General features: G+C 62.8%; 16 protein-coding genes. 8 read left to right on the forward strand and 8 right to left on the reverse strand.

What is annotated here, in order from left to right; genetic code table 11:
• Nucleotide 1: 1 nt before the first annotated feature.
• Both V2B23_RS11480 and V2B23_RS11485 read right to left on the reverse strand, forming a co-directional pair.
• Nucleotides 2-1,759 (reverse strand): ABC transporter ATP-binding protein, encoded by a 1,758-nt coding sequence (locus V2B23_RS11480; protein ID WP_430950454.1) that lies wholly within the window; start codon nt 1,757-1,759, stop codon nt 2-4.
• Nucleotides 1,756-3,417, reverse strand: coding sequence for an ABC transporter transmembrane domain-containing protein (locus V2B23_RS11485; RefSeq protein WP_430950455.1), 1,662 nt, complete (start codon nt 3,415-3,417; stop codon nt 1,756-1,758). The genes V2B23_RS11480 and V2B23_RS11485 overlap by 4 nt, the downstream gene beginning before the upstream one ends.
• A 212-nt stretch (nt 3,418-3,629) precedes the next feature.
• Here V2B23_RS11485 and V2B23_RS11490 point away from each other — a divergent pair, with 212 nt between their 5' ends.
• The 7 genes from V2B23_RS11490 (at nt 3,630) to V2B23_RS11520 (ending at nt 10,261) form a co-directional block, all read left to right on the forward strand.
• Nucleotides 3,630-4,517 carry a siderophore-interacting protein gene (locus V2B23_RS11490; RefSeq protein WP_430950456.1) on the forward strand — a complete coding sequence of 296 codons (888 nt, stop codon included), beginning with the start codon at nt 3,630-3,632 and terminating at the stop codon, nt 4,515-4,517.
• A gap of 35 nt (nt 4,518-4,552) precedes the next feature.
• Nucleotides 4,553-5,602 carry a Fe(3+)-siderophore ABC transporter permease gene (locus V2B23_RS11495; protein WP_430950697.1) on the forward strand — a complete coding sequence of 350 codons (1,050 nt, stop codon included), beginning with the start codon at nt 4,553-4,555 and terminating at the stop codon, nt 5,600-5,602.
• The gene (gene fepG, locus V2B23_RS11500) at nt 5,599-6,648 is read left to right on the forward strand and encodes an iron-enterobactin ABC transporter permease (protein WP_430950457.1); all 1,050 of its coding nucleotides are present in this window, start codon (nt 5,599-5,601) and stop codon (nt 6,646-6,648) included. Before V2B23_RS11495 ends, fepG begins: the two co-directional genes overlap by 4 nt.
• 11 nt (nt 6,649-6,659) lie before the next feature.
• Nucleotides 6,660-7,508, forward strand: a complete 849-nt coding sequence (locus V2B23_RS11505) for an ABC transporter ATP-binding protein (RefSeq protein ID WP_430950458.1) — start codon at nt 6,660-6,662, stop codon at nt 7,506-7,508.
• The gene (locus V2B23_RS11510) at nt 7,505-8,533 is read left to right on the forward strand and encodes an ABC transporter substrate-binding protein (protein ID WP_430950459.1); all 1,029 of its coding nucleotides are present in this window, start codon (nt 7,505-7,507) and stop codon (nt 8,531-8,533) included. Before V2B23_RS11505 ends, V2B23_RS11510 begins: the two co-directional genes overlap by 4 nt.
• Nucleotides 8,534-9,101: 568 nt before the next feature.
• Nucleotides 9,102-9,605, forward strand: coding sequence for a nuclear transport factor 2 family protein (locus V2B23_RS11515; RefSeq protein ID WP_430950460.1), 504 nt, complete (start codon nt 9,102-9,104; stop codon nt 9,603-9,605).
• Entirely contained in the window at nt 9,602-10,261 is a 660-nt protein-coding gene (locus V2B23_RS11520; protein ID WP_430950461.1) for a pyridoxine/pyridoxamine 5'-phosphate oxidase, read from the forward strand. The genes V2B23_RS11515 and V2B23_RS11520 overlap by 4 nt, the downstream gene beginning before the upstream one ends.
• A 9-nt stretch (nt 10,262-10,270) precedes the next feature.
• On the opposite strand, the gene V2B23_RS11525 is transcribed toward V2B23_RS11520, so the two are convergent.
• The 3 genes from V2B23_RS11525 to V2B23_RS11535 all read right to left on the reverse strand — a co-directional run bounded on the left by V2B23_RS11525 (nt 10,271) and on the right by V2B23_RS11535 (nt 13,405).
• Complete coding sequence (locus V2B23_RS11525) at nt 10,271-10,861, reverse strand: hypothetical protein (RefSeq protein WP_430950462.1); 591 nt, start codon at nt 10,859-10,861, stop codon at nt 10,271-10,273.
• A gap of 199 nt (nt 10,862-11,060) precedes the next feature.
• Nucleotides 11,061-11,711, reverse strand: a complete 651-nt coding sequence (pnuC, locus tag V2B23_RS11530; protein WP_430950463.1) for a nicotinamide riboside transporter PnuC — start codon at nt 11,709-11,711, stop codon at nt 11,061-11,063.
• Entirely contained in the window at nt 11,711-13,405 is a 1,695-nt protein-coding gene (locus V2B23_RS11535) for a peptide chain release factor 3 (RefSeq protein WP_033234282.1), read from the reverse strand. The genes pnuC and V2B23_RS11535 overlap by 1 nt, the downstream gene beginning before the upstream one ends.
• 192 nt (nt 13,406-13,597) lie before the next feature.
• Between V2B23_RS11535 and V2B23_RS11540 the strand changes: the two genes are divergently transcribed.
• Entirely contained in the window at nt 13,598-15,232 is a 1,635-nt protein-coding gene (locus tag V2B23_RS11540; protein WP_430950464.1) for a fatty acyl-AMP ligase, read from the forward strand.
• Nucleotides 15,233-15,235: 3 nt separating this feature from the next.
• On the opposite strand, the gene pth is transcribed toward V2B23_RS11540, so the two are convergent.
• From pth to V2B23_RS11555, 3 genes are all read right to left on the reverse strand, one after another.
• On the reverse strand, nt 15,236-15,808 hold the full coding sequence (pth, locus tag V2B23_RS11545) for an aminoacyl-tRNA hydrolase (RefSeq protein WP_430950465.1): 573 nt from the start codon (nt 15,806-15,808) through the stop codon (nt 15,236-15,238).
• A gap of 108 nt (nt 15,809-15,916) precedes the next feature.
• The gene (locus V2B23_RS11550) at nt 15,917-16,516 is read right to left on the reverse strand and encodes a 50S ribosomal protein L25/general stress protein Ctc (RefSeq protein WP_430950466.1); all 600 of its coding nucleotides are present in this window, start codon (nt 16,514-16,516) and stop codon (nt 15,917-15,919) included.
• 252 nt (nt 16,517-16,768) lie between these two features.
• Nucleotides 16,769-18,232: an FAD-dependent oxidoreductase gene (locus tag V2B23_RS11555; RefSeq protein ID WP_430950467.1), complete on the reverse strand. Its 1,464-nt coding sequence runs from the start codon at nt 18,230-18,232 to the stop codon at nt 16,769-16,771.
• Between the last annotated feature and the right edge of the window lie 39 nt (nt 18,233-18,271).

The raw sequence follows: 18,271 nt of genomic DNA on the forward strand, positions 1-18,271 counted from the left end.
CTCAACGCCGTGGTGCCGACCACGCAGCCCACAATTGCGCATACCGGCCGCCGAGGTCGACCAGCTCGTCATGGGAACCCTGTTCCACGACGCGACCGCTGTCCATGACAAGAATGTGATCGGCGTCGACGGCTTGTGAGAGTCGGTGGGCCACAGTGATCGACGTGCGCCCACGGGTCAGCGCGATAGCGGCGTCGTCGAGTATGTGGGCGCCGGCGCTGCCGGCTTCTGCCGTTGCCTCGTCCAAGATCAGCAGAGGTGGATCCAGCAGTTCGATCCGTGCGAGTGCAAGCTGTTGCGCCTGTGTCGCGGTGAGGCGGTGACCGCCGTCGCCGACCACCGTCTCGATGCCCTCGGGTAGTGCTCTGACCCAGTCCGAGGCGCCGACGGTATCGAGCGCGGAGATGATGTCGGTATCGGTTGCAGCAGGGGCGGCCAGTCGCAGATCGTCCGCTACCGTGCCCGCAAAAACGTGAACTTCCTGAGTAACCAACGCAACTGCGCTCCGAGCAGTGTTTCGCGACAGTTGATTCCGGGGGACGGTACCGATTTGCACGGAGCCCTCGGTGGGTTCGTAGGTACCGGCGAGAAGTTTGGCCACCGTGGATTTTCCGGCACCGGTGGCTCCCACGAGCGCGGTGACGGTACCGGCGGGAATCGTGATGTCGATGTCGCGCAACACGGGGGCGTCGCCCGGGCGGTAGGAGAAGGTCACGTCCGCCAAAGAGGCCGAGCTGTCGACGGGCTCGCGGGGATCTGCCGGAATCGGAGGTACCGGTGCCAGGGTGACGCCGACAAGGCGAGCCAGAGCGATTGTGCCCTCTTGCAGCTCGTCGAAGACACTGAGAACGGCTCCGACGGGGTCGAACAACCGGTGGAAGAACAGGGCCGCTGCGGTGGCAGCTCCGATGGTGACCTGCCCGTTCTTGACGAGCCAGAATCCTGTTATCAGAACTGCCGAGAGCCCGATGAATTCGGCAATGTTGAGTCGGCCGAAGAACCTGGTCCGTAGCCGTGTCGTCTTCAGGCTGAGCCGAACCGCGGTCAGCGAACGGGATTCGATCTGCTCCAGATGCGGCTTCGCCAACCGTAGAGATCCGACGGTGTCAGAGTTGCTCAGTGAGTCGAGGAGCTGTTGTGCACGTGCACCTTCCGCCTCTCGTTCTTGTCGGTAGACGGGTGCTGACTGTGTGAGGTACCAGCGCAGGGCGCGGACTTGAATCGGTGCGGCAATCACGGCGGCAACGGCAAATCGCCAATCGAGTGCGCCCAATCCGACAAGAGTCAAGACGATGGTGAGCGCAGCGGTGGCAAACACCGGCAAGGCCTGTGACACGGCTTGCGTTACCAGGCGGACGTCACCGGTGATGCGGGAGACGAGGTCGCCCCGCCCGGCGCGCTCGACTTCGCTCTGGGGTAGGTCGAGCACCCGGACGACTACTTCTTCACGAAGGTCCGCCACGACGCGTTCACCAACCCCGGCCAGAAGGTACTCGCTGACACCGACCAGTAGTGAAGACAGAACGGCGACGGCAATCAAGGCCCCGGTCAGCGTGCCGATGCGGGAGACGATGTCGGTGCCACCAGAAGTGACGGTGTCTACCATCTTGCCCAGAATCAGTGGGGTGAGAAGGCCGATTGCCGTAGCGGCGGTCAAGGTGACCACCGCACCGCTCGCGGCGAGACGGTGGGGCCGCAGCAACCGAAGTGCCTCGGTGCGAGCCTGTTTGGGGGTTGCGGTGGGGAGTAGGTCGTTCACAGCTCGATCACCCGATCGCAGATATCGAGCAGCGCGGGGCTGCTGGTGAGAAGAATTGTCGCGTGAGCGCTGCGAACGTCGGATATCCCGCGGGCAATGCGCGCTTCAGTGACGGAATCGACGGCAGTGGTCGGATCGTGCAGTACCAGTATCGGCACGTCGCTCGCCAACGCACGCGCGAGCGCTACTCGTTGACGTTGGCCGCCGGACAGTGAGTTGCCCTGCTCGGTGACGCCGGTATCCAGACCGTTCGGAAGGGCCTCGATCACCTGATCTGCGGCGGCGGCGGAGATGGCGGAGTCGGTTCGATGGCCGACCGGAGCCAAGGCATGGATGTTCTCACCGACAGTGCCGATGAAAAGCGCGGCGTCGTGCGGCGCAGCGAGGATGTGCGTCCGAAGTTCGTCGATATCAAGTTCGTGGATGGCGTTGTCACCCAGATGGATTGATCCGGAGGCCGGATCGATCCGGCGAGACAGCACATCCATGAGAGCGTCGACCCAGGCCGTGTTGTCGCAGGCGATGCCGACGATCTCGCCGCGCTTGACATCCAGATCGACCGGCGCCGCACCGGCCAGGACAACGTCACGAAGTGTCAGAGACTCCGAGTGATTCAGTGCTACAGGATCGCTTGCGGGGGCGACGGCGCGGCTCGTCGCGAGAAGCGCCGCAACACGATTCGCGGACGCCCGGGCTCGGGCCAGTCCGGCGCCGAAATAGATGATGTCGATCAGCGGTCCGCGAAGGAACTGTGCCAACCCCACCACCGCAATGAACTCGCCGATCGAAATACTGCCGGACGCTGCCATTCTGCCGCCGACGTACGCGATGACGGCGAGGTAAGCGCCCGCAATGGCGACGTTGGCTGCCGAGTACATCGCTTGATAACGCTGGGCGCGCAAGGTGGCATCAAGCGATGTCCGGCTGGCACCTCGATAGCGCTGCGCCGCAACGTCTCCGGCGCCGATGCCGGAAAGAATGCGTAGACCCGCCAGCAAGTCGGCGGCGAGTGCCCCGGCGCGCGCGCCCTGCCACTGATCCGTCTCGGCTCGGCGTTCGAGTGGGCGGCTCACGACCTGCATCAGTGCTAGCACCGGGGGAGTGCTGAGGATGACCAGGAGTCCGAGCGGCACTGAGATGACCAGTAGTGAGATTGCAGCGGTCAGCACTCCGCAGGCAGCGCCGAGTTTGGTGCTGAGAGTGTGGGTGAACCCGGCCACGGAACCAGCGTCGGACGTCGCGATCGAATAGACCTCACCTGGCATTCGACGCGGATTCATGCCGTGCGGATCGAGGCCGCGTCTGGCGATGTCCATCCGAAGTCGATGCGCGCCGTACTCGGTGACCGAGTCGGCGATACGGGCGGCAATTCTCCAGCTGAGCAGCAGGCCTGTGAACAGGATGCCGAGAACCAGAATCCACTTGCCCAGCGCGGCAGCGTCGCTGGTCGCCACCGCACGGTCGATGACAGCGCCGATCACGACCGGGACCAGGGCTTCGGCCACCTGATGCCCGGTGAAGCCAACTGACGCGGCGGCCAGCTTCGGCCCGCGCCCTTCGGCTGCGACGGCACGGGTGATCACCTGACGTGGCGTGATCGCCTGAGGCAGCGGCGGACCGTCAGTATCGTTACTCGGATGAAGCGGCGTTGATGACACTGGGTCCACGCTAGGGATCGACAGCGCTTGTTATGAAGTCACGCCGATGCCAAAACTTGTCGTGAACAGGCCATATAGGGCGCGCTGGCCGGATTGCGATACTAGTTGACCCCGTTGTGGCGGAGAATTTGTCGACGCGGCGACGGCTCTGCAATAAATTAAGGTCTGCCTTACCTTTGTGCGTTCGTGTTTCACCGATGTTGGAGATTGTCGTGAGTCTTGTGTTCGGCGAGGTGCTCTTCAAGGAGTACGTGACCCCGGGAATGGTCCGGATCGTGTTCGGTGGGGAGGGCTTGACCACATTCCGATCAACAGGTGTCGGTGACGAGTATCTTCGCCTCCACTTCCCGGTTCCTGCGACGGGTAAGTTCGTTCTGCCGGAAGAAGATCCGGACGCGCCACGCGGATGGCGATACCCGCAAGGGCAGGAAGCGTCGCCGTGCCAGCCGTACACGGTGCGACGGTTCGATTCCGAAACCGGCCGTATGACTGTCGATTTCGTGGTTCACGACGGTGGGATAGCCAGCGATTGGGCGCAGGGCGCCGCGATCGGCGACGCGTTGGCGATCGGCGAGTCCCGCGGTCTGTACGAGCCACCGGTCGGTGCGAGCTGGCAGGTATTTGTCGCCGACGCAACCGGACTCCCGGCATTGGGCCGTCTGATCGAAGAGTTGCCTGCCGGTATGTCGGCCAAGGCGATAGTCGAGGTGGTGGACGAGTCGCACGAGCAGCAGATCGAGTCGGCCGCGGATGTCGAATTCATCTGGCTGGTGGGCAGTGGCAATGGCGTTGCGCCGTCGAAGCTTCCGGACGCGGTGCGTGCACTGAATCTGCCCACTGACCCCGGATACGTCTGGGTGGCCGGGGAAAGCACGATGCTGCGTGACATCCGCAAGTATCTACGACACGAACTGAGGTTACCGGCCCAGCAGTACAAGGTGATCGGCTACTGGACGTACAAGGCCGAAGTATGGAATGCGAAGTACGAAGCGCTCGACGAGAGCATTCGGGCGCAGCTTGATGCGGCATGGCAATCCGATCGTGACGAAGAGGAAATTCGTGACGAAGTTGAGCAGACGCTCGAGAGCGCGGGCTTGTGACTATCGCAGTCAACGAGAGCGAGAAGACTGCGGAACTGATCGACGAATCGCTGGCGGAGAAGCAGAAGCAACCGGCCGGACTCGTCGAAACGAATTCGCGTCGAACCTTGGGGCTTGTTGTCTGCCTGGCAGTTCTCGGATGCGTTGTGCTCGTGAGTATCGCGGTCGGATCGAAGACCATCCCGTTCGGGACCGTCGTCGACGCATTGGTCAACTACGACGATTCCAATGATCACGTGATCATTCGCGATCTGCGATTGCCCCGCACACTGCTGGGTCTGCTCGTGGGCATGGCGTTAGGCGTAGCCGGTGCACTGATCCAGGCGATGACCCGAAACCCATTGGCGGACCCGGGAATTCTCGGCGTCAATGCCGGTGCAGGATTTGCGATGGTGGTTGCCGTCGCGGTGTTCGGATTGACCAGCATCTGGTCGTACATCTGGTTCGCGTTCATCGGGGCGGTGATCGCGACCGTCATCGTGTACGCGTTGGGCTCGATCGGACGAGGCGGTGCCACACCGATCCGGCTCACACTTGCCGGCGTGGCGATCGGATCGGTGCTTGGCGGCATCTCGTCCGGAATCACCTTGCTCAACCCGACGGCATTCGACCAGATGCGTCAGTGGAACGCAGGTTCTCTCAGCGGTCGGTCTCTCGACATCGTGCTGGCGGTGGCACCGTTCATCCTGATCGGGCTCGTACTGGCGCTGGCTCTCGCGCGGCAACTCAACGCCGTTGCTCTCGGTGACGATCTGGCGCGTTCCCTCGGTGCCAACATCACTCGTACCCGTGTGATCGGGGTTGTTGCCGTGACCCTGTTGTGCGGCGCGGCCACTGCAGCCGCCGGTCCCATCGGGTTTGTCGGACTGATGGTTCCACACGTTGCCCGCTGGTTCGTCGGTCCGGATCAACGCTGGATTCTTCCGTACACAATGGTCTGCGCGCCGATTCTGCTCCTTGCCTCCGATGTGGTCGGGCGAATCGTGCTGCGCCCCGGTGAACTTCAAGTGGGCATCGTCACGGCATTCATCGGCGCTCCGGTGCTGATCCTGCTGGTGCGTCGAAGCAAGGTGAGCGGCCTGTGAGTATCGACTTCGGGCGCCCCACCACGGTGGTGCGCTCACCCAAGGAAGGTTGGTCCGCTCGGATCGACGTCCGCACAGTCACCGTGTGCGTCGTACTTGTTGTCATCGGGTTGGGGATCGGCGTCATCGCCCTGGGCAGTGGCGACTATCAGGTGCCGATCACCGATGTCCTTGGTGCCTTGTTCGGTGAGGCCCCGGCGCGCATCCACATGGTTGTCGTGGAATGGCGTCTGCCACGGGTGTTATTGGCGTTGATGCTCGGTGCGGCGTTGGGTATGAGCGGTGCGATGTTCCAATCGCTCACCCGAAATCCTTTGGGCAGCCCCGACATCATCGGTTTCAATTCCGGTGCCTACACCGGTGCGCTTATCGTCATTCTGCTGGTAGGCGGAACGTACTACGAAATCGCGGTGGGCGCGCTGGTCGGCGGAATCGCCACTGCGGCAGTTGTATACCTCCTCGCGTACAAACGAGGTGTGCAGGGTTTCCGTCTGATCATCGTGGGAATCGCGATCAGCGCGATGTTGGGATCTGTCAACACCTGGCTGATTCTCAAAGCGAAACTCGACGACGCGATGGCTGCCGCCGTGTGGGGAGCCGGTTCGTTGAACGGACTGGGATGGACCCAGGTGTGGCCGGTTGTCGTAGTTCTGATTGTGCTGGTTCCGCTGATCTTGGTGCTGGGCAGGCGGATGCAGATGCTCGAGATGGGCGACGACGCGGCCAAGGCACTCGGGGTTCGAGCCGAACCCACGAGGCTGTCGTTGGTGGTTCTCGGTGTTGCGCTGACTGCGATGGTGACGGCGGCGGCCGGTCCCATCGGGTTCGTCTCGCTCGCCGCACCACAATTAGTGCGGAGACTGACCGGCAGCGCCGGCGTGACGCTCTTGCCTTCTGCCGCAATGGGTGGGGCCCTGCTGATGATCAGTGACTGGGTCGCACAGCGAGCATTTGCCCCGACACAGTTGCCTGTCGGAGTTGTGACCGTGTCCATCTGCGGTGTCTATTTCGTCTGGCTCCTCGCGCGTGAGGCCCGCAAGCAGTGACCGGCGTAGGAATGAGGAAGAGCGTGAACGAAATCAGCGGGCAGAAGACAAATCGGCTGCGCGCCGAGGACGTCACGATCGGGTACGACAAGCGCATCATCTCGCAGAACCTCAACGTCGACATCCCCGACGGCGGCTTCACCGTCATCGTCGGGCCGAATGCCTGTGGCAAATCGACGCTCCTGCGGGCGCTGTCTCGCTTACTCAAGCCCAGCACCGGCACAGTCCTGCTCGACGGTAAGGCGATCACCTCGTATCCGGCCAAGGAAGTTGCTCGCCGACTCGGGCTACTGCCGCAGACGTCGATTGCCCCTGACGGCATCAAAGTCGCCGATCTTGTTGCACGAGGCCGGTATCCGCATCAGAAGCTGATTCGGCAGTGGTCGCGCGAGGATGAGGCGGCAGTCATCACTGCCATGGAGGCCACGAAGGTCACGGACTTGTCTGCCCGACTCGTCGATGAATTGTCAGGCGGGCAGCGTCAACGAGTGTGGGTTGCCATGGTTCTCGCGCAACAGACGCCGCTGGTGCTGCTGGACGAGCCGACTACCTTCCTCGATATCGCGCATCAGATCGAATTGTTGGAACTGTGCCGAGACCTCAACGAAAACGACGGTCACACCTTGGTGGCCGTGCTTCACGATCTGAATCACGCGTGCCGGTACGGAACTCACATCATCGCCATGAAAGACGGCGCGGTCGTAGCCGAAGGCCCACCGGCCGAGATCATCACGGAAGAACTGGTGCAGGAGGTGTTCGGCATGGCGTGCCGCATCATCGACGATCCGGTTTCCCATACGCCGCTGGTCATTCCGTTGGGACGGGAGCGGCAACGACGCATCGAAGGAGCAAAGGTATGACGCTCGTCCTGGATACCCAGGTGACGGATTTCGAGTGGGCGCAGATAGTTGACCGCATCTCGCGACGTCAGTTCTTCGGTGGCGCAGCGGGTATGGCAGCGGTACTCGCACTGAGCGCCTGCGGAACCTCGGATGCGGAATCCGATTCGGCCGGTGACACTGTTCCGTACACGTGGGCGGAGTTCAGCGGCGACGTTCCGCGCAGTCCCAAGCGCGTAGTGGTTCTCGACGGACGGGTCGATCTCGAGTTCGCGATGATGATGGACTACCCGATCGTGGGGTCCGGCAATTTCTGGTTCCCCAATGAGAGCGCCGGGTTTCAATTCCCCGGACGCGCTATCGAGGATGCGAGCTTCGTCAATGTTGCCGGTGATTTCTCGACGAACTTCGAGGCAGTACTCGGCCTCGATCCCGATCTGATCGTGATGACACATATCGGATACACGAGCGACTGGTACGGCAACGAGCGGTTGGCGTCCATCGCGCCGCTCTTGGTGGTCGGAGACGATATCGAGCCGATTGCGGGACACCCGGTTGATTGGCGGGGTGCGTTGCTGGCGCAGGCGCGTCAACTCGATCGTGTTGCCATCGCCGAGGCATCTATCGCCGAGTACGAGCGCAAGCTCGCCGAGTTGCGTCCGTTGTTGCAGCCCAAGCTCGGCGGGAAGAAGCTGGTCTTCGGCGTCCAGACGCCGACGGGTTTTCTTGTCCACCAGCGCAATGTGCGGATCAGCGTGGCACTGGACGCCGGGCTCGATGTTCTTTTCCGTGACGACGACAATGCCGAGAACTCGTTCGAGGTGTCTTTCGAGCAACTCGATGTTCTGGCGCCGGCCGACGTAATCATCGCGCAGGCCAGAAACCAGGAAGCGCTGGACGTCATCAAGACGCAGCCGACCTGGCAGCGGTTACCCGTCGTGCAAGCGGGCAATGTGATCACGACGGACGCGCGGTACAACCAGGGATTTGCGCTCACATCGGCGATCTTCCTCGACGTACTTGCGGATGCTGCCGGACGCTTCTGACCCGGCGCTCTCGCGATACGGACAACCAGGATCGATCCGTCAGTCACAAGCAGACTCGCTACTGCGAGTTCCGGCTCTCTTGCCCGGAGGCCGCGAATGACGCCCTGCTTGTGATCGCACACATGCTGCCGGTGGAGAACGCTAGTCGGATTGTTGTACAGGGGACCGATGGATCAGTCGTCGAAGTGGGTATCCAACGTGCCACCGCGGCCCGGTGGCAAGTACGCGGATTCGTGGATCAACGCCATCGGGACATGGCAGAGGTTGCTGGCAGTCTGAAAGGTTATGCGGATCGTGTTGTGCGCCTGATGGTGTGGTGGTTCCGCGCTGCACGCGCGCGAGGGCAGTAGGAATGTATCCGATACATCGACCTGGAGAGAGCCTGCGGCGAATCGACGTGGCACGGGCGGGCTTGGCTTCACGACAAGATCACGATCATGCTCGACGGCCTCGAAAGGCGTGTGGTCCGGTGACTTATCTACTAACTTAGAAGGTAATGCCCGATTCATTCGGTTGCGGGTTATGGTTCAGATTGATTCGGGTGGTTGCTCCACGAGAGGCGAGGATCATGGATCTCGAAGCGATTGTGCACATCCAACGGCTCAAGTACCGGTATGCGCGTTCGTTGGATACTAAATCCTGGGGTGAATTCGCAGACACTCTGACGGTTGACGCCACCGCAATCTACGGCGAGCAACTCAGTTTCGACTCCCGTGATTCTTTTGTGTCTTTCCTCGAGAACACTCTCGGCGCCCATGTGATCACCGAGCATCAGTGCGGCCAACCGGAGATCGACGTCGACGGTGACACAGCCACCGGGGTGTGGTGCCTCGCCGATACCGTCGTGGTGCCCGAGGACGGCATGCTGATGCGCGGTTCTGCTTTTTATCACGACAGGTACGCCTTGTGCAGCGACGGTAAGTGGAGGATCTCGCATACCAGTTACGAGCGGACCTGGGAGTCGGTGATGTCGCTGTCGGACATGCCGAGCTTTCGGCTGACGTCGAACAAGTGGGCCATGTTGCAGCCGAACTCGTACGGGAACTCGATGCCGGCTGTGTCCGCAGGGTGACGGGCGAAGACATCCGGTCCTGGATTCGGGGATTGCCGGCGCTGACCGGGACACCGCCGCCGGCGCCGTCGACATTTCCCGACCGTCCGAACGACCTGTTCGTCAGTTGGCTGCGTGAAGCCGTCGCAGCCGGAGTTCGCGAACCACACGTGTGCGCGCTGTCCACCGTTGACGAGAGCGGTGTCCCCGATACCCGCTACTTGATTCTCAAAGATGTGACGGACTCCGGATTTTGGTTTTCCGGCAGCTCGGATTCCATGAAGGGGATTGAGCTGCAGGCGAATCCGCAGGCTTCATTGGCGTTCTACTGGCGCGAGCAGGGGCGTCAGATCCGAATCAGGGGATCGGTGGAAACCGAAACCGGGCCGGTCAGGGACACCGACTTTGTCGAGCGCTCCGTCACAGCGAGAGCCGTGGCGGCAGCGAGCCGGACAAGTCGGGTACTGACCGACCCGGACGAGTACAACCGACTTGTCGAAGAAGCGGCGGCGCGCATCGAGAAAGATCCCGGCTATGTCTCCGAGAGTTGGCGTGCCTGGTGCCTGGTTCCCGACACGGTCGAGTTCTGGCAAGCGGACCAAGGCCGCCGGCATCAGCGGTGGCAGTATCGCCGCACCGGAGACGGCGGGTACATCCAGGAAGTCTTGTGGCCCTGAGCGCTCGTGTTATGTCGCGCTGATCTCCGGCGACACGAGGTTGACGACGATGGACTGCCCGCCGAGCTTTGCGTGAATCTCCGGATGCTCGAACCCCGACGAGAGCAGGTAGCTGCCGAGCATGGTCAGTAGTTCGTCCAGATCAATCGTCGGATCCGACGAATGCGCACTGGACGGGGATGCCTGGTTGGCAAGAAGTTCGGTGTGGGTGAGGCGTCCGGCGACGCGAACCGCAGCTACACCCATGGCGTCGCGTCGGACAACGGTGCGGCTACGAGTCTCGAGGTTGCGCGACGATTCACGGGAAGGTGTGGGTGTTGCGGCAGGCATGGACGGGTCCTCTCCGCTGCTGTGTGCTGCGGTGCTGTAGGTGGGAAGTGCAGTGCTGTGAGTCGGAAGTGCAGTGCCATCGGTCGGGAGTGCAAAGCTGAAGGCGTCGGTCGGCTTGCTTGGTGCAGGGTTGGCTGTTGCTGTCGAACTGCCGGAGCCGTTTGTGAGCCCACCATTCGATCCATTTGCCGGTCGATGCGCGGAACCGTTGGTGGCCCCGTTTGTCGACCCGGTGGGGTTGCTTGCTCCATGCGAAGTCGTGTCTTCCATCGTGCGCTCCTGATGCTGTGTGCTCCTGGTGCCCGTGGTCGGACAGGCCCGTAAACAGACCATAGGTTTGCACAGTTTCAACAAACATACCAGGAGTTGGTTTTGCCTCACGAGCCTTCGGCAGTGATCACCTAGCGTGTACCGCAGTGATCACCAAGCGTGTACCGCAGTGATCACCAACCGTGTGCCGCAGCGATTACTACGCGTGTACCGCAGTGCGCCGCTGAATCTTCAGCCACGCCAGGAATCCCCACACGACAAAGAAGGCATAGACGAGATAGAGGATCGCCGACGGGTAGTAGCCGGCGCGGAAGAGTAAGGGAACGCCCACCGCGTCGACGCCGATCCAGATGAGCCAGAACTCGGTCCAGCCGCGGGCCATGCCATAGGTGGCGAGGATCGACCCGGTGAAGATCCAGGCTTCTGCCCACGCGCCATAGGAGCCGAGGACCGTGAATACCCATGCGAAAATCACTGTGCCGCTTGCCATGACAGTGATCATCGCCAGACGTTCGCGCCGGGTCGCCCAGTGTGGCAACACTGCGTCGCCGGAACTCTGTGCGCCGCGCCGCCACTGCATCCACCCGTAGATGCTGACGGTGATGAACAGCAACTGGCGGCCGGCTTGGCCGTACAGATTGAGTTCCTGCGGCGTATGGAACAGCGCGCCCATGAACACGGTGAACAGCAAGGCATTTCCGGCGATACCGACAGGCCATGCCCACACTGAACGCCGGGCCCCGGCAATTGCCGAGCCGATGCCGAAGGTGTTCCCGATGATCTCCCGCCACAAGATCGTGGCGCTGCCGATGTGTAGTTCGGCGTCGAACAGCGCCTCGATCAGGCTCATCAGTCTGCAGCGGCGACGAGTGGTTCGAGCGTCAGATCCGGGAGTTCCTTCTGGATGTACTGCAAGCGCCACTTGTCACTGACCAGAGCGAGCAGGACACCGTCCGAGCGCGTGAAGACCTCTACGCCGCGCTGACGGTTGAGCTCGACCTCGGATGCGGCGTCGGTGCGTCGTGCCAGTGCGTAACCGAGCGGTTCCATCTTCGCTTCGACATTGAATTCCGCCTTCATCCGAGCAGCGACGACCTCGAACTGCATGGGGCCGACAGCCGCCATGACGGGCGACGCGTCGCCACGGATGTCGTTGCGGAGAATCTGCACGACGCCCTCGGAATCGAGTTGGTCGACGGCACGGCGGAACTGCTTGTACTTTCCGGCACTCTCGGCACGCAGGATCGAGAAGTGTTCCGGTGCGAAGGACGGGATCGGCGGGAACTCGGTCTTCTTTTCGGTGTACAGCGTGTGGCCGGGTGCAAGTGCGGTGGCGTTGACCAGACCGACGACGTCGCCGGGGAACGCGGACTCGACGGTGGAACGCTCACGGCCGAACACCGTCTGCGCGTATTTGGTCGTGAAGGGCTTGCCGGTCTGCGCGTGGGTGACGACCATGCCGCGTTCGAAGACACCGGACACGATGCGCATGAACGCCAGACGGTCACGGTGGGCGGTGTCCATGCCGGCCTGAACCTTGAAGATCACCGCACTGAACGGATCGGTGACCTCGCGAGGCTTGCCGTTGATGTCGTCGCGAGCACGCGGCGGCGGCGCCAATTCGACCAGGGTGTCGAGGATCTGACGGACACCGAAGTTGAGCATCGCGGACGCGAAGATCACCGGGGAGGTCTGTCCGGCAAGGAACATTTCCTGATCGTGGTCCTGTCCGGTAGCCGAGAGCAATTCACTCTCCTCGGCAGCGGTTTCCCACTCGGAGCCTTCCTTGGCGAGTGCGGCGTCGGCGTCCATGATCTCTTCGGGGGCGATTTTTGCGCCACCGGCAGTGCGAGTGAACCGGACGTACTCGCGGGCTTCGCCGTCCTCGCCGCGTCGCAGCAGTCCGCGGAAGTCGCCGGCGATGCCGACGGGCCAGTACAGGGGAGTAGGTGTGAGGCCGATGCGCTCACTGATCTCGTCCAGCAATTCGAGCGGGGTCTGGCCGGGACGGTCCCACTTGTTGATAACGGTGATGACGGGGATGCCGCGGTGACGACACACCTGGAACAGCTTGAGTGTCTGCGGTTCGAGGCCCTTGGCAGCGTCGATGAGCATGACAGCCGCGTCGACGGCCGTCAGGACGCGGTACGTGTCCTCGGAGAAGTCGGAGTGGCCGGGGGTGTCGACGAGATTGATCACGTTGATCTGATCGTCGGGCGTTTCGGACGAGTGGTAGTTGAACTGCAGCGCGGTGGAACTGACGGAGATGCCGCGGGCCTTCTCCATTTCCATCCAGTCCGAGACCGTCGACTTGCGTCCGGCCTTGCCGTGGACCGCGCCGGCTTCGGAAATCTTTTTTGCGTGCAGGGCCAGCGCTTCGGTGAGCGTCGACTTACCGGCGTCGGGGTGTGAGATGACAGCAAAGGTGCGACGACGTGCAGCTTCGGCCGCGAGGCCCTTCGTGCTGACCGGAGCGGATGTGGCACCGGTGTCGGACTGGACAGTCGAGTCGGTGGGGACAGTCGAGTCGGACGGGGTAGTCAACGAAGAACCTCTCGCAGTGGGAGTAGTGGGCGTAGCGCGATGAAGCACGGGTGCGGACGCACAACAGAGAAAGGATACTCGCCCACGAATTGGCGGTAACACTCGGCGAACTTTGTCTGATTATCCAGATAGGTGTGCGCTGGATCACATGATGGGTTCGGCAACTGTATTCAGGCGTTCTGAGGAGCTGCGTTGAGCAAATTCACCGACGAGATGTACAAGAGTGCCGCTGTCAGCGATCACGGCATGGTGACGGGCGAACCGGATAGCCCGTTGCGCCGGACCTGGGGCGACATTCATCGGCAAGCGCGACGGATGGCGGGTGGATTGGCCGACGCCGGGATCGATCGCGGCGTCGCGGTCGGAATCCTGGCCGGTCAACCGGTGGACATCGCGCCGGCCTGTCAGGCGAGTTGGATGCGCGGCGCTTCCGTGACCATGTTGCACCAGCCGACACCGCGAACCGATCTGGCCGTGTGGGCTCAGGACACCCAGAAGGTGATCGACATGATTGCCGCGCGGGCGGTCATTGTCGGGAGCCCGTTCGACGCGGCAAAACCACTCCTCGAAGCGGGCGGCATCACGGTGGTCACGATCGACGAACTGCGGACAGGGCGGGCGATCGATCCGGTCGACACCGCGGAATCGGATATTGCTCTGCAGCAGTTGACCTCAGGGTCGACTGGTTCGCCGAAGGCTGTGCAGATAACGCACGAGAACTTTCACGTCAACGCGTACGCGATGGTCAACCGCATCAAGTTCTCGATCGACGAGGACGTCATGGTGAGTTGGCTCCCGCTCTTCCATGACATGGGGATGGTCGGGTTCCTCAGTGTTCCCATGCAATTGGGGGCCGAGGTCGTCAGCATCACGCCGTTGGACTTTCTCCGCAGCCCGATCCTGTGGGCGGAACTGATGGGGAAGTACGGTGGAACGGTCACGGCCGCACCGAATTTCGCGTACTCGCTTCTTGCTCGACGGCTGGCGCAAGCGGAGGACGGCGCGGTGGATCTCTCCACGGTCCGCTACATGTGGAACGGTGCCGAACCCGTCGACCCCGACACGTTGGACGCCCTCACCCAGGCCGGGGCACGGTTCGGTTTGAACCCGACTGCGCTCGCGCCGGCCTACGGTATGGCCGAGACAACTCTGGCGGTGTCCATCCCAGACCCGGGGCAAGGGGCGATCGTCGACTACGTCGATCCCGACTTCCTCGATGCGATGTCGCGGGCAGTTCCTTCGAACCGGCCCAACGCGAGGGCTCTCGCGACACTGGGGAGACTTGTTCCGGACTTGGAGGGCCGCGTCGTCGACGGTGACGGTGAGGTGCTGCCGGCTCGAGGCGTCGGAATCATAGAGGTCCGAGGCAAGGCCGTCACGCACGGTTACGTCACCACGGAAGGTCGCCGATCCGCGTATGGCGCCGACGGCTGGTTCAACACCGGTGACGTCGGCTACCTCACCGAAGAGGGCCTCGTCGTGGTGTGTGGGAGGGTCAAGGACGTCATCATCATGGGCGGCCGAAACGTGTATCCCACCGACATCGAGCGGGCCGCGGCGACGGTAGTCGGCGTGCGACCCGGAAATGCGGTGGCGGTACGACTCGACGCCGGGCAGAAGCGAGAGAGCTTTGCCGTTGCCGTCGAGACCAACGCGTTCGAGGACCCCGAGGAAGTTTCCCGCATCGAGCACGATGTGATCCGGGCCGTGTTCTCCGAAGTAGGTCTGCGGCCACGCGCCGTTGCGGTTTTGGGGCCTGGCAGTATCCCGAAGACGTCGTCGGGAAAACTGCGACGGTCCAACTCGGCAGCTCTGATCGGAAAGTAAAGGTCAGTGCAGGCGATTCTGCGCTGCTTCGAGCCCCAGTTCGAGGAGAAGTTCCACCGCGTCGGCGGCTTCCTCGCAGACCAGATCGAGTTCTTTGCGCTCGGCCGCGGAGAACGGCTTGAGTACGTAGTCGGCCGGGTCCATCCGGCCCGGCGGACGGCCGATGCCGACGCGGGTGCGCAGGTAATCCTTGGTGGACAGTGAACTCGAGATGGAGCGCAGACCGTTGTGGCCGCCCTCGCCGCCGCCGAGTTTGAGGCGGATGGTCCCGAAGTCGAGATCCAATTCGTCGTGGACGACGATGATGTTCGACGGATCAACCGAGAAGAACCGTGCCAGCCCCGCTACGGCGCCACCGGAGAGATTCATGTACGAGCGCGGCTTGCCGAGGATCACGCGTCGGCCCGCCAAGCGGCCTTCGACGATCTCGGCCCCACTCTTCTTGTGCGCGTTGAACTTTCCGCCCATCCGGCCTGCCAGGGTGCCGGCAACCATGAACCCGATGTTGTGTCGGGTCTTTTCGTACTGCGGGCCGGGGTTACCGAGTCCGATCACCAGGGCTGAATCTGTGCTCATCGGAGATTTCCTTTACCGACAGGGGAGTGGGCGCGCAAACGGCGCGTCACTCCGAAACTCGGAATGACGCGCCGCTCACAAGCTGGGTTCTCGAGGAGAACGCGAGGATCAGGCCTCTTCGTTTGCTGCCGCTGCTTCTGCCGCTGCTTCTTCGGAAGCCTCGGTGGCTGCTGCGGTGACGTTGACGATCAGCACGTCTGCATCTGCCTGCAGGGTCGCGCCCTTGGGGAGTTCGAGCTGGCTTGCCAGGATCTGGGTGCCGGCCTCGAGGCCCTCGACCGAAACCTCGATCTGCTCGGGGATGTGCAGCGCGTCAGCTTCGAGGGAGATCGTGGAGGCATCCTGCGCAACCATGGTGCCTGCAGCTGCGTCACCGGTGACGACGACGGGAACGTCGATCGTGACCTTCTCGCCCTTCTTGATGACGAGGAGGTCAGCGTGCTCGATGTAGTTGCGGATGGGGTGCACGACGACCGACTTGGTCAGTGCAACCTGCTCCGTGCCGTCGATGTCGAGCGTCAGCACAGCGTTGGTGCCGTGTGCGCGGAGGATGGAAGCGAAGTCGCGAGCGGCGACGTTGAGGTGCTTGGGGTCTTCACCGTGGCCGTACAGAACCGTGGGGACCAGGCCGTCGCGGCGTGCGCGGCGAGCTGCGCCCTTGCCGAACTCGGTGCGGACGACAGCGACGAGGTTGTTCTCTTCAGACATGATGAAACGGCTCCTACAACTCACGGGGTTCGTGCTCGGTTTACTGACGTGTGGTTCTGCCGGCGACGAGGACAGGCGCGCACACGGCCAGGAGCGAAACGCTCGAGCTGAGCCGTAGCCGCGTCGATCACGGAAAACCTGCAGTTAGTGGAGCAGCTGCGATTCACCCTCGCCGAGACAACGTTCCATACAGTACCGGAACTCGCGCGTCGCCGCGAATCGCCGCACGAGTTCCGGTAGTTCACGGCTGCATCAGGAGCGGGCTGCGCTGATTCCGGCGCGACGTCCGAAGAAGCTGCCGTCGCCGAGGCTGGTTCCGCTGGCATAGCCGCCCGCGCAGACACCGGACGTGCAGCGGCCCGCTGCGAACAGTCCGGGGATCGGCTCGCCGGAGACGTGCAGAACCTCGGAATCGACGGTTGTCTTCAACCCGCCGAGTGTGAAGCCGCCGGTGCGACCGCGCAGGTCGATCGCTGCGAACGGGCCGACAATCGGCTTGACCCATTCGGGCTTCTTGCCCAGCACCGGGTCGGCGTTCGACTCGGCGTGACGGTTGTAGAGCTCGACAGTGGATTGCAACGCGCCGACAGGAAGCCCCATCTCGGCTTCGAGTTCCTCGACCGTTTCCGCTACCCACGTCGGCTGCGCGCGCAACTGAGCGCTGGACGATTCGGCATTCATGCCTTCCTCGTATGCAGCCTCGTCGATCACGAGGAACGCCTGATTGTCCTGCTGGAAGAGTGTTGCCTGGCCGATGCGGCCCGGGTACGTGTCCTCGGGGATGTATCGCTGACCACGGCCGTTGACGAGAATGCCGCGCACCATCAACTGCGGGTCGCAGAAGAACGCGACCTCGGTGGCGTCCATGTGCGCGGTGTCGGCGCCAAGTGCCTGGCCGATCTGGATCGCGCGACCGTCGTGCGCCTCGATGGAAGCTGCCGGATGGCCGAAGATGCGCGGCGCGTTGGAGCGCACCATCTCGTTGTTGTACGCAAAGCTGCCCATCGCCAGGACAACACCCTTGCGGGCGCGGATCGCGACATCCTTGCCGTAACGCTTGGCGACGACGCCGACCACGCGGGGTCCGTCGACCACCAGAGTCTGGACGCGCAAATCGTATTCTGCTCGGACGCCCAGCTTTTCGGCCGTCTCGACGAGCGGCTTCATCAGCATGTAGCCGCCGCCCTGCTCGCCTGTCTTCTTCTCGGACATCTGCGGAACATGTCCACGGGGCGCGGGATCGACCAGCGTGTTGAACGGCGCGGCGTTCTCACCGCCGGAGTACATGAGGCCGTCGTCGAAGGGCGGTTCCCAGCCGGGCTGACCCCAGAACGACTCCTTGAACGGAACGCCCGCGTCGACGAGCCAGTTGTAGTGATCGACGCTGCCCTCGCAGTAGGCATCGATCTTGGCGTCGTCGGTTCCCGGGCCGAGCGCGGCTTTCATGAACGTCTTCATGTTGTCGACGGTGTCGTCGAATCCGCATGCCTTCTGCAACGCAGTGCCGCCGCCCAGGTAGATGAAGCCGCCGGCCAGCGATGCGGCACCGCCCCAACCGCCGGTTCGCTCGAGCACGAGCACGTCGGCGCCCGCGCGCGCAGCTTCGATTGCGGCGGTGACTCCGGCGATTCCGTAGCCGGCGACAACCACGTCGGCTTCGAAGTCCCAGCTGGTGATGTCGGAAACGGAAATCGGGGAAATTGTGGCGTCGGCCATGGACGGCGTCCTCTCGCAAATACGAACTGATCAGGTGAG

This window comes from Rhodococcus sp. 24CO (assembly GCF_050586165.1).
GTDB lineage: Bacteria > Actinomycetota > Actinomycetes > Mycobacteriales > Mycobacteriaceae > Rhodococcus_F.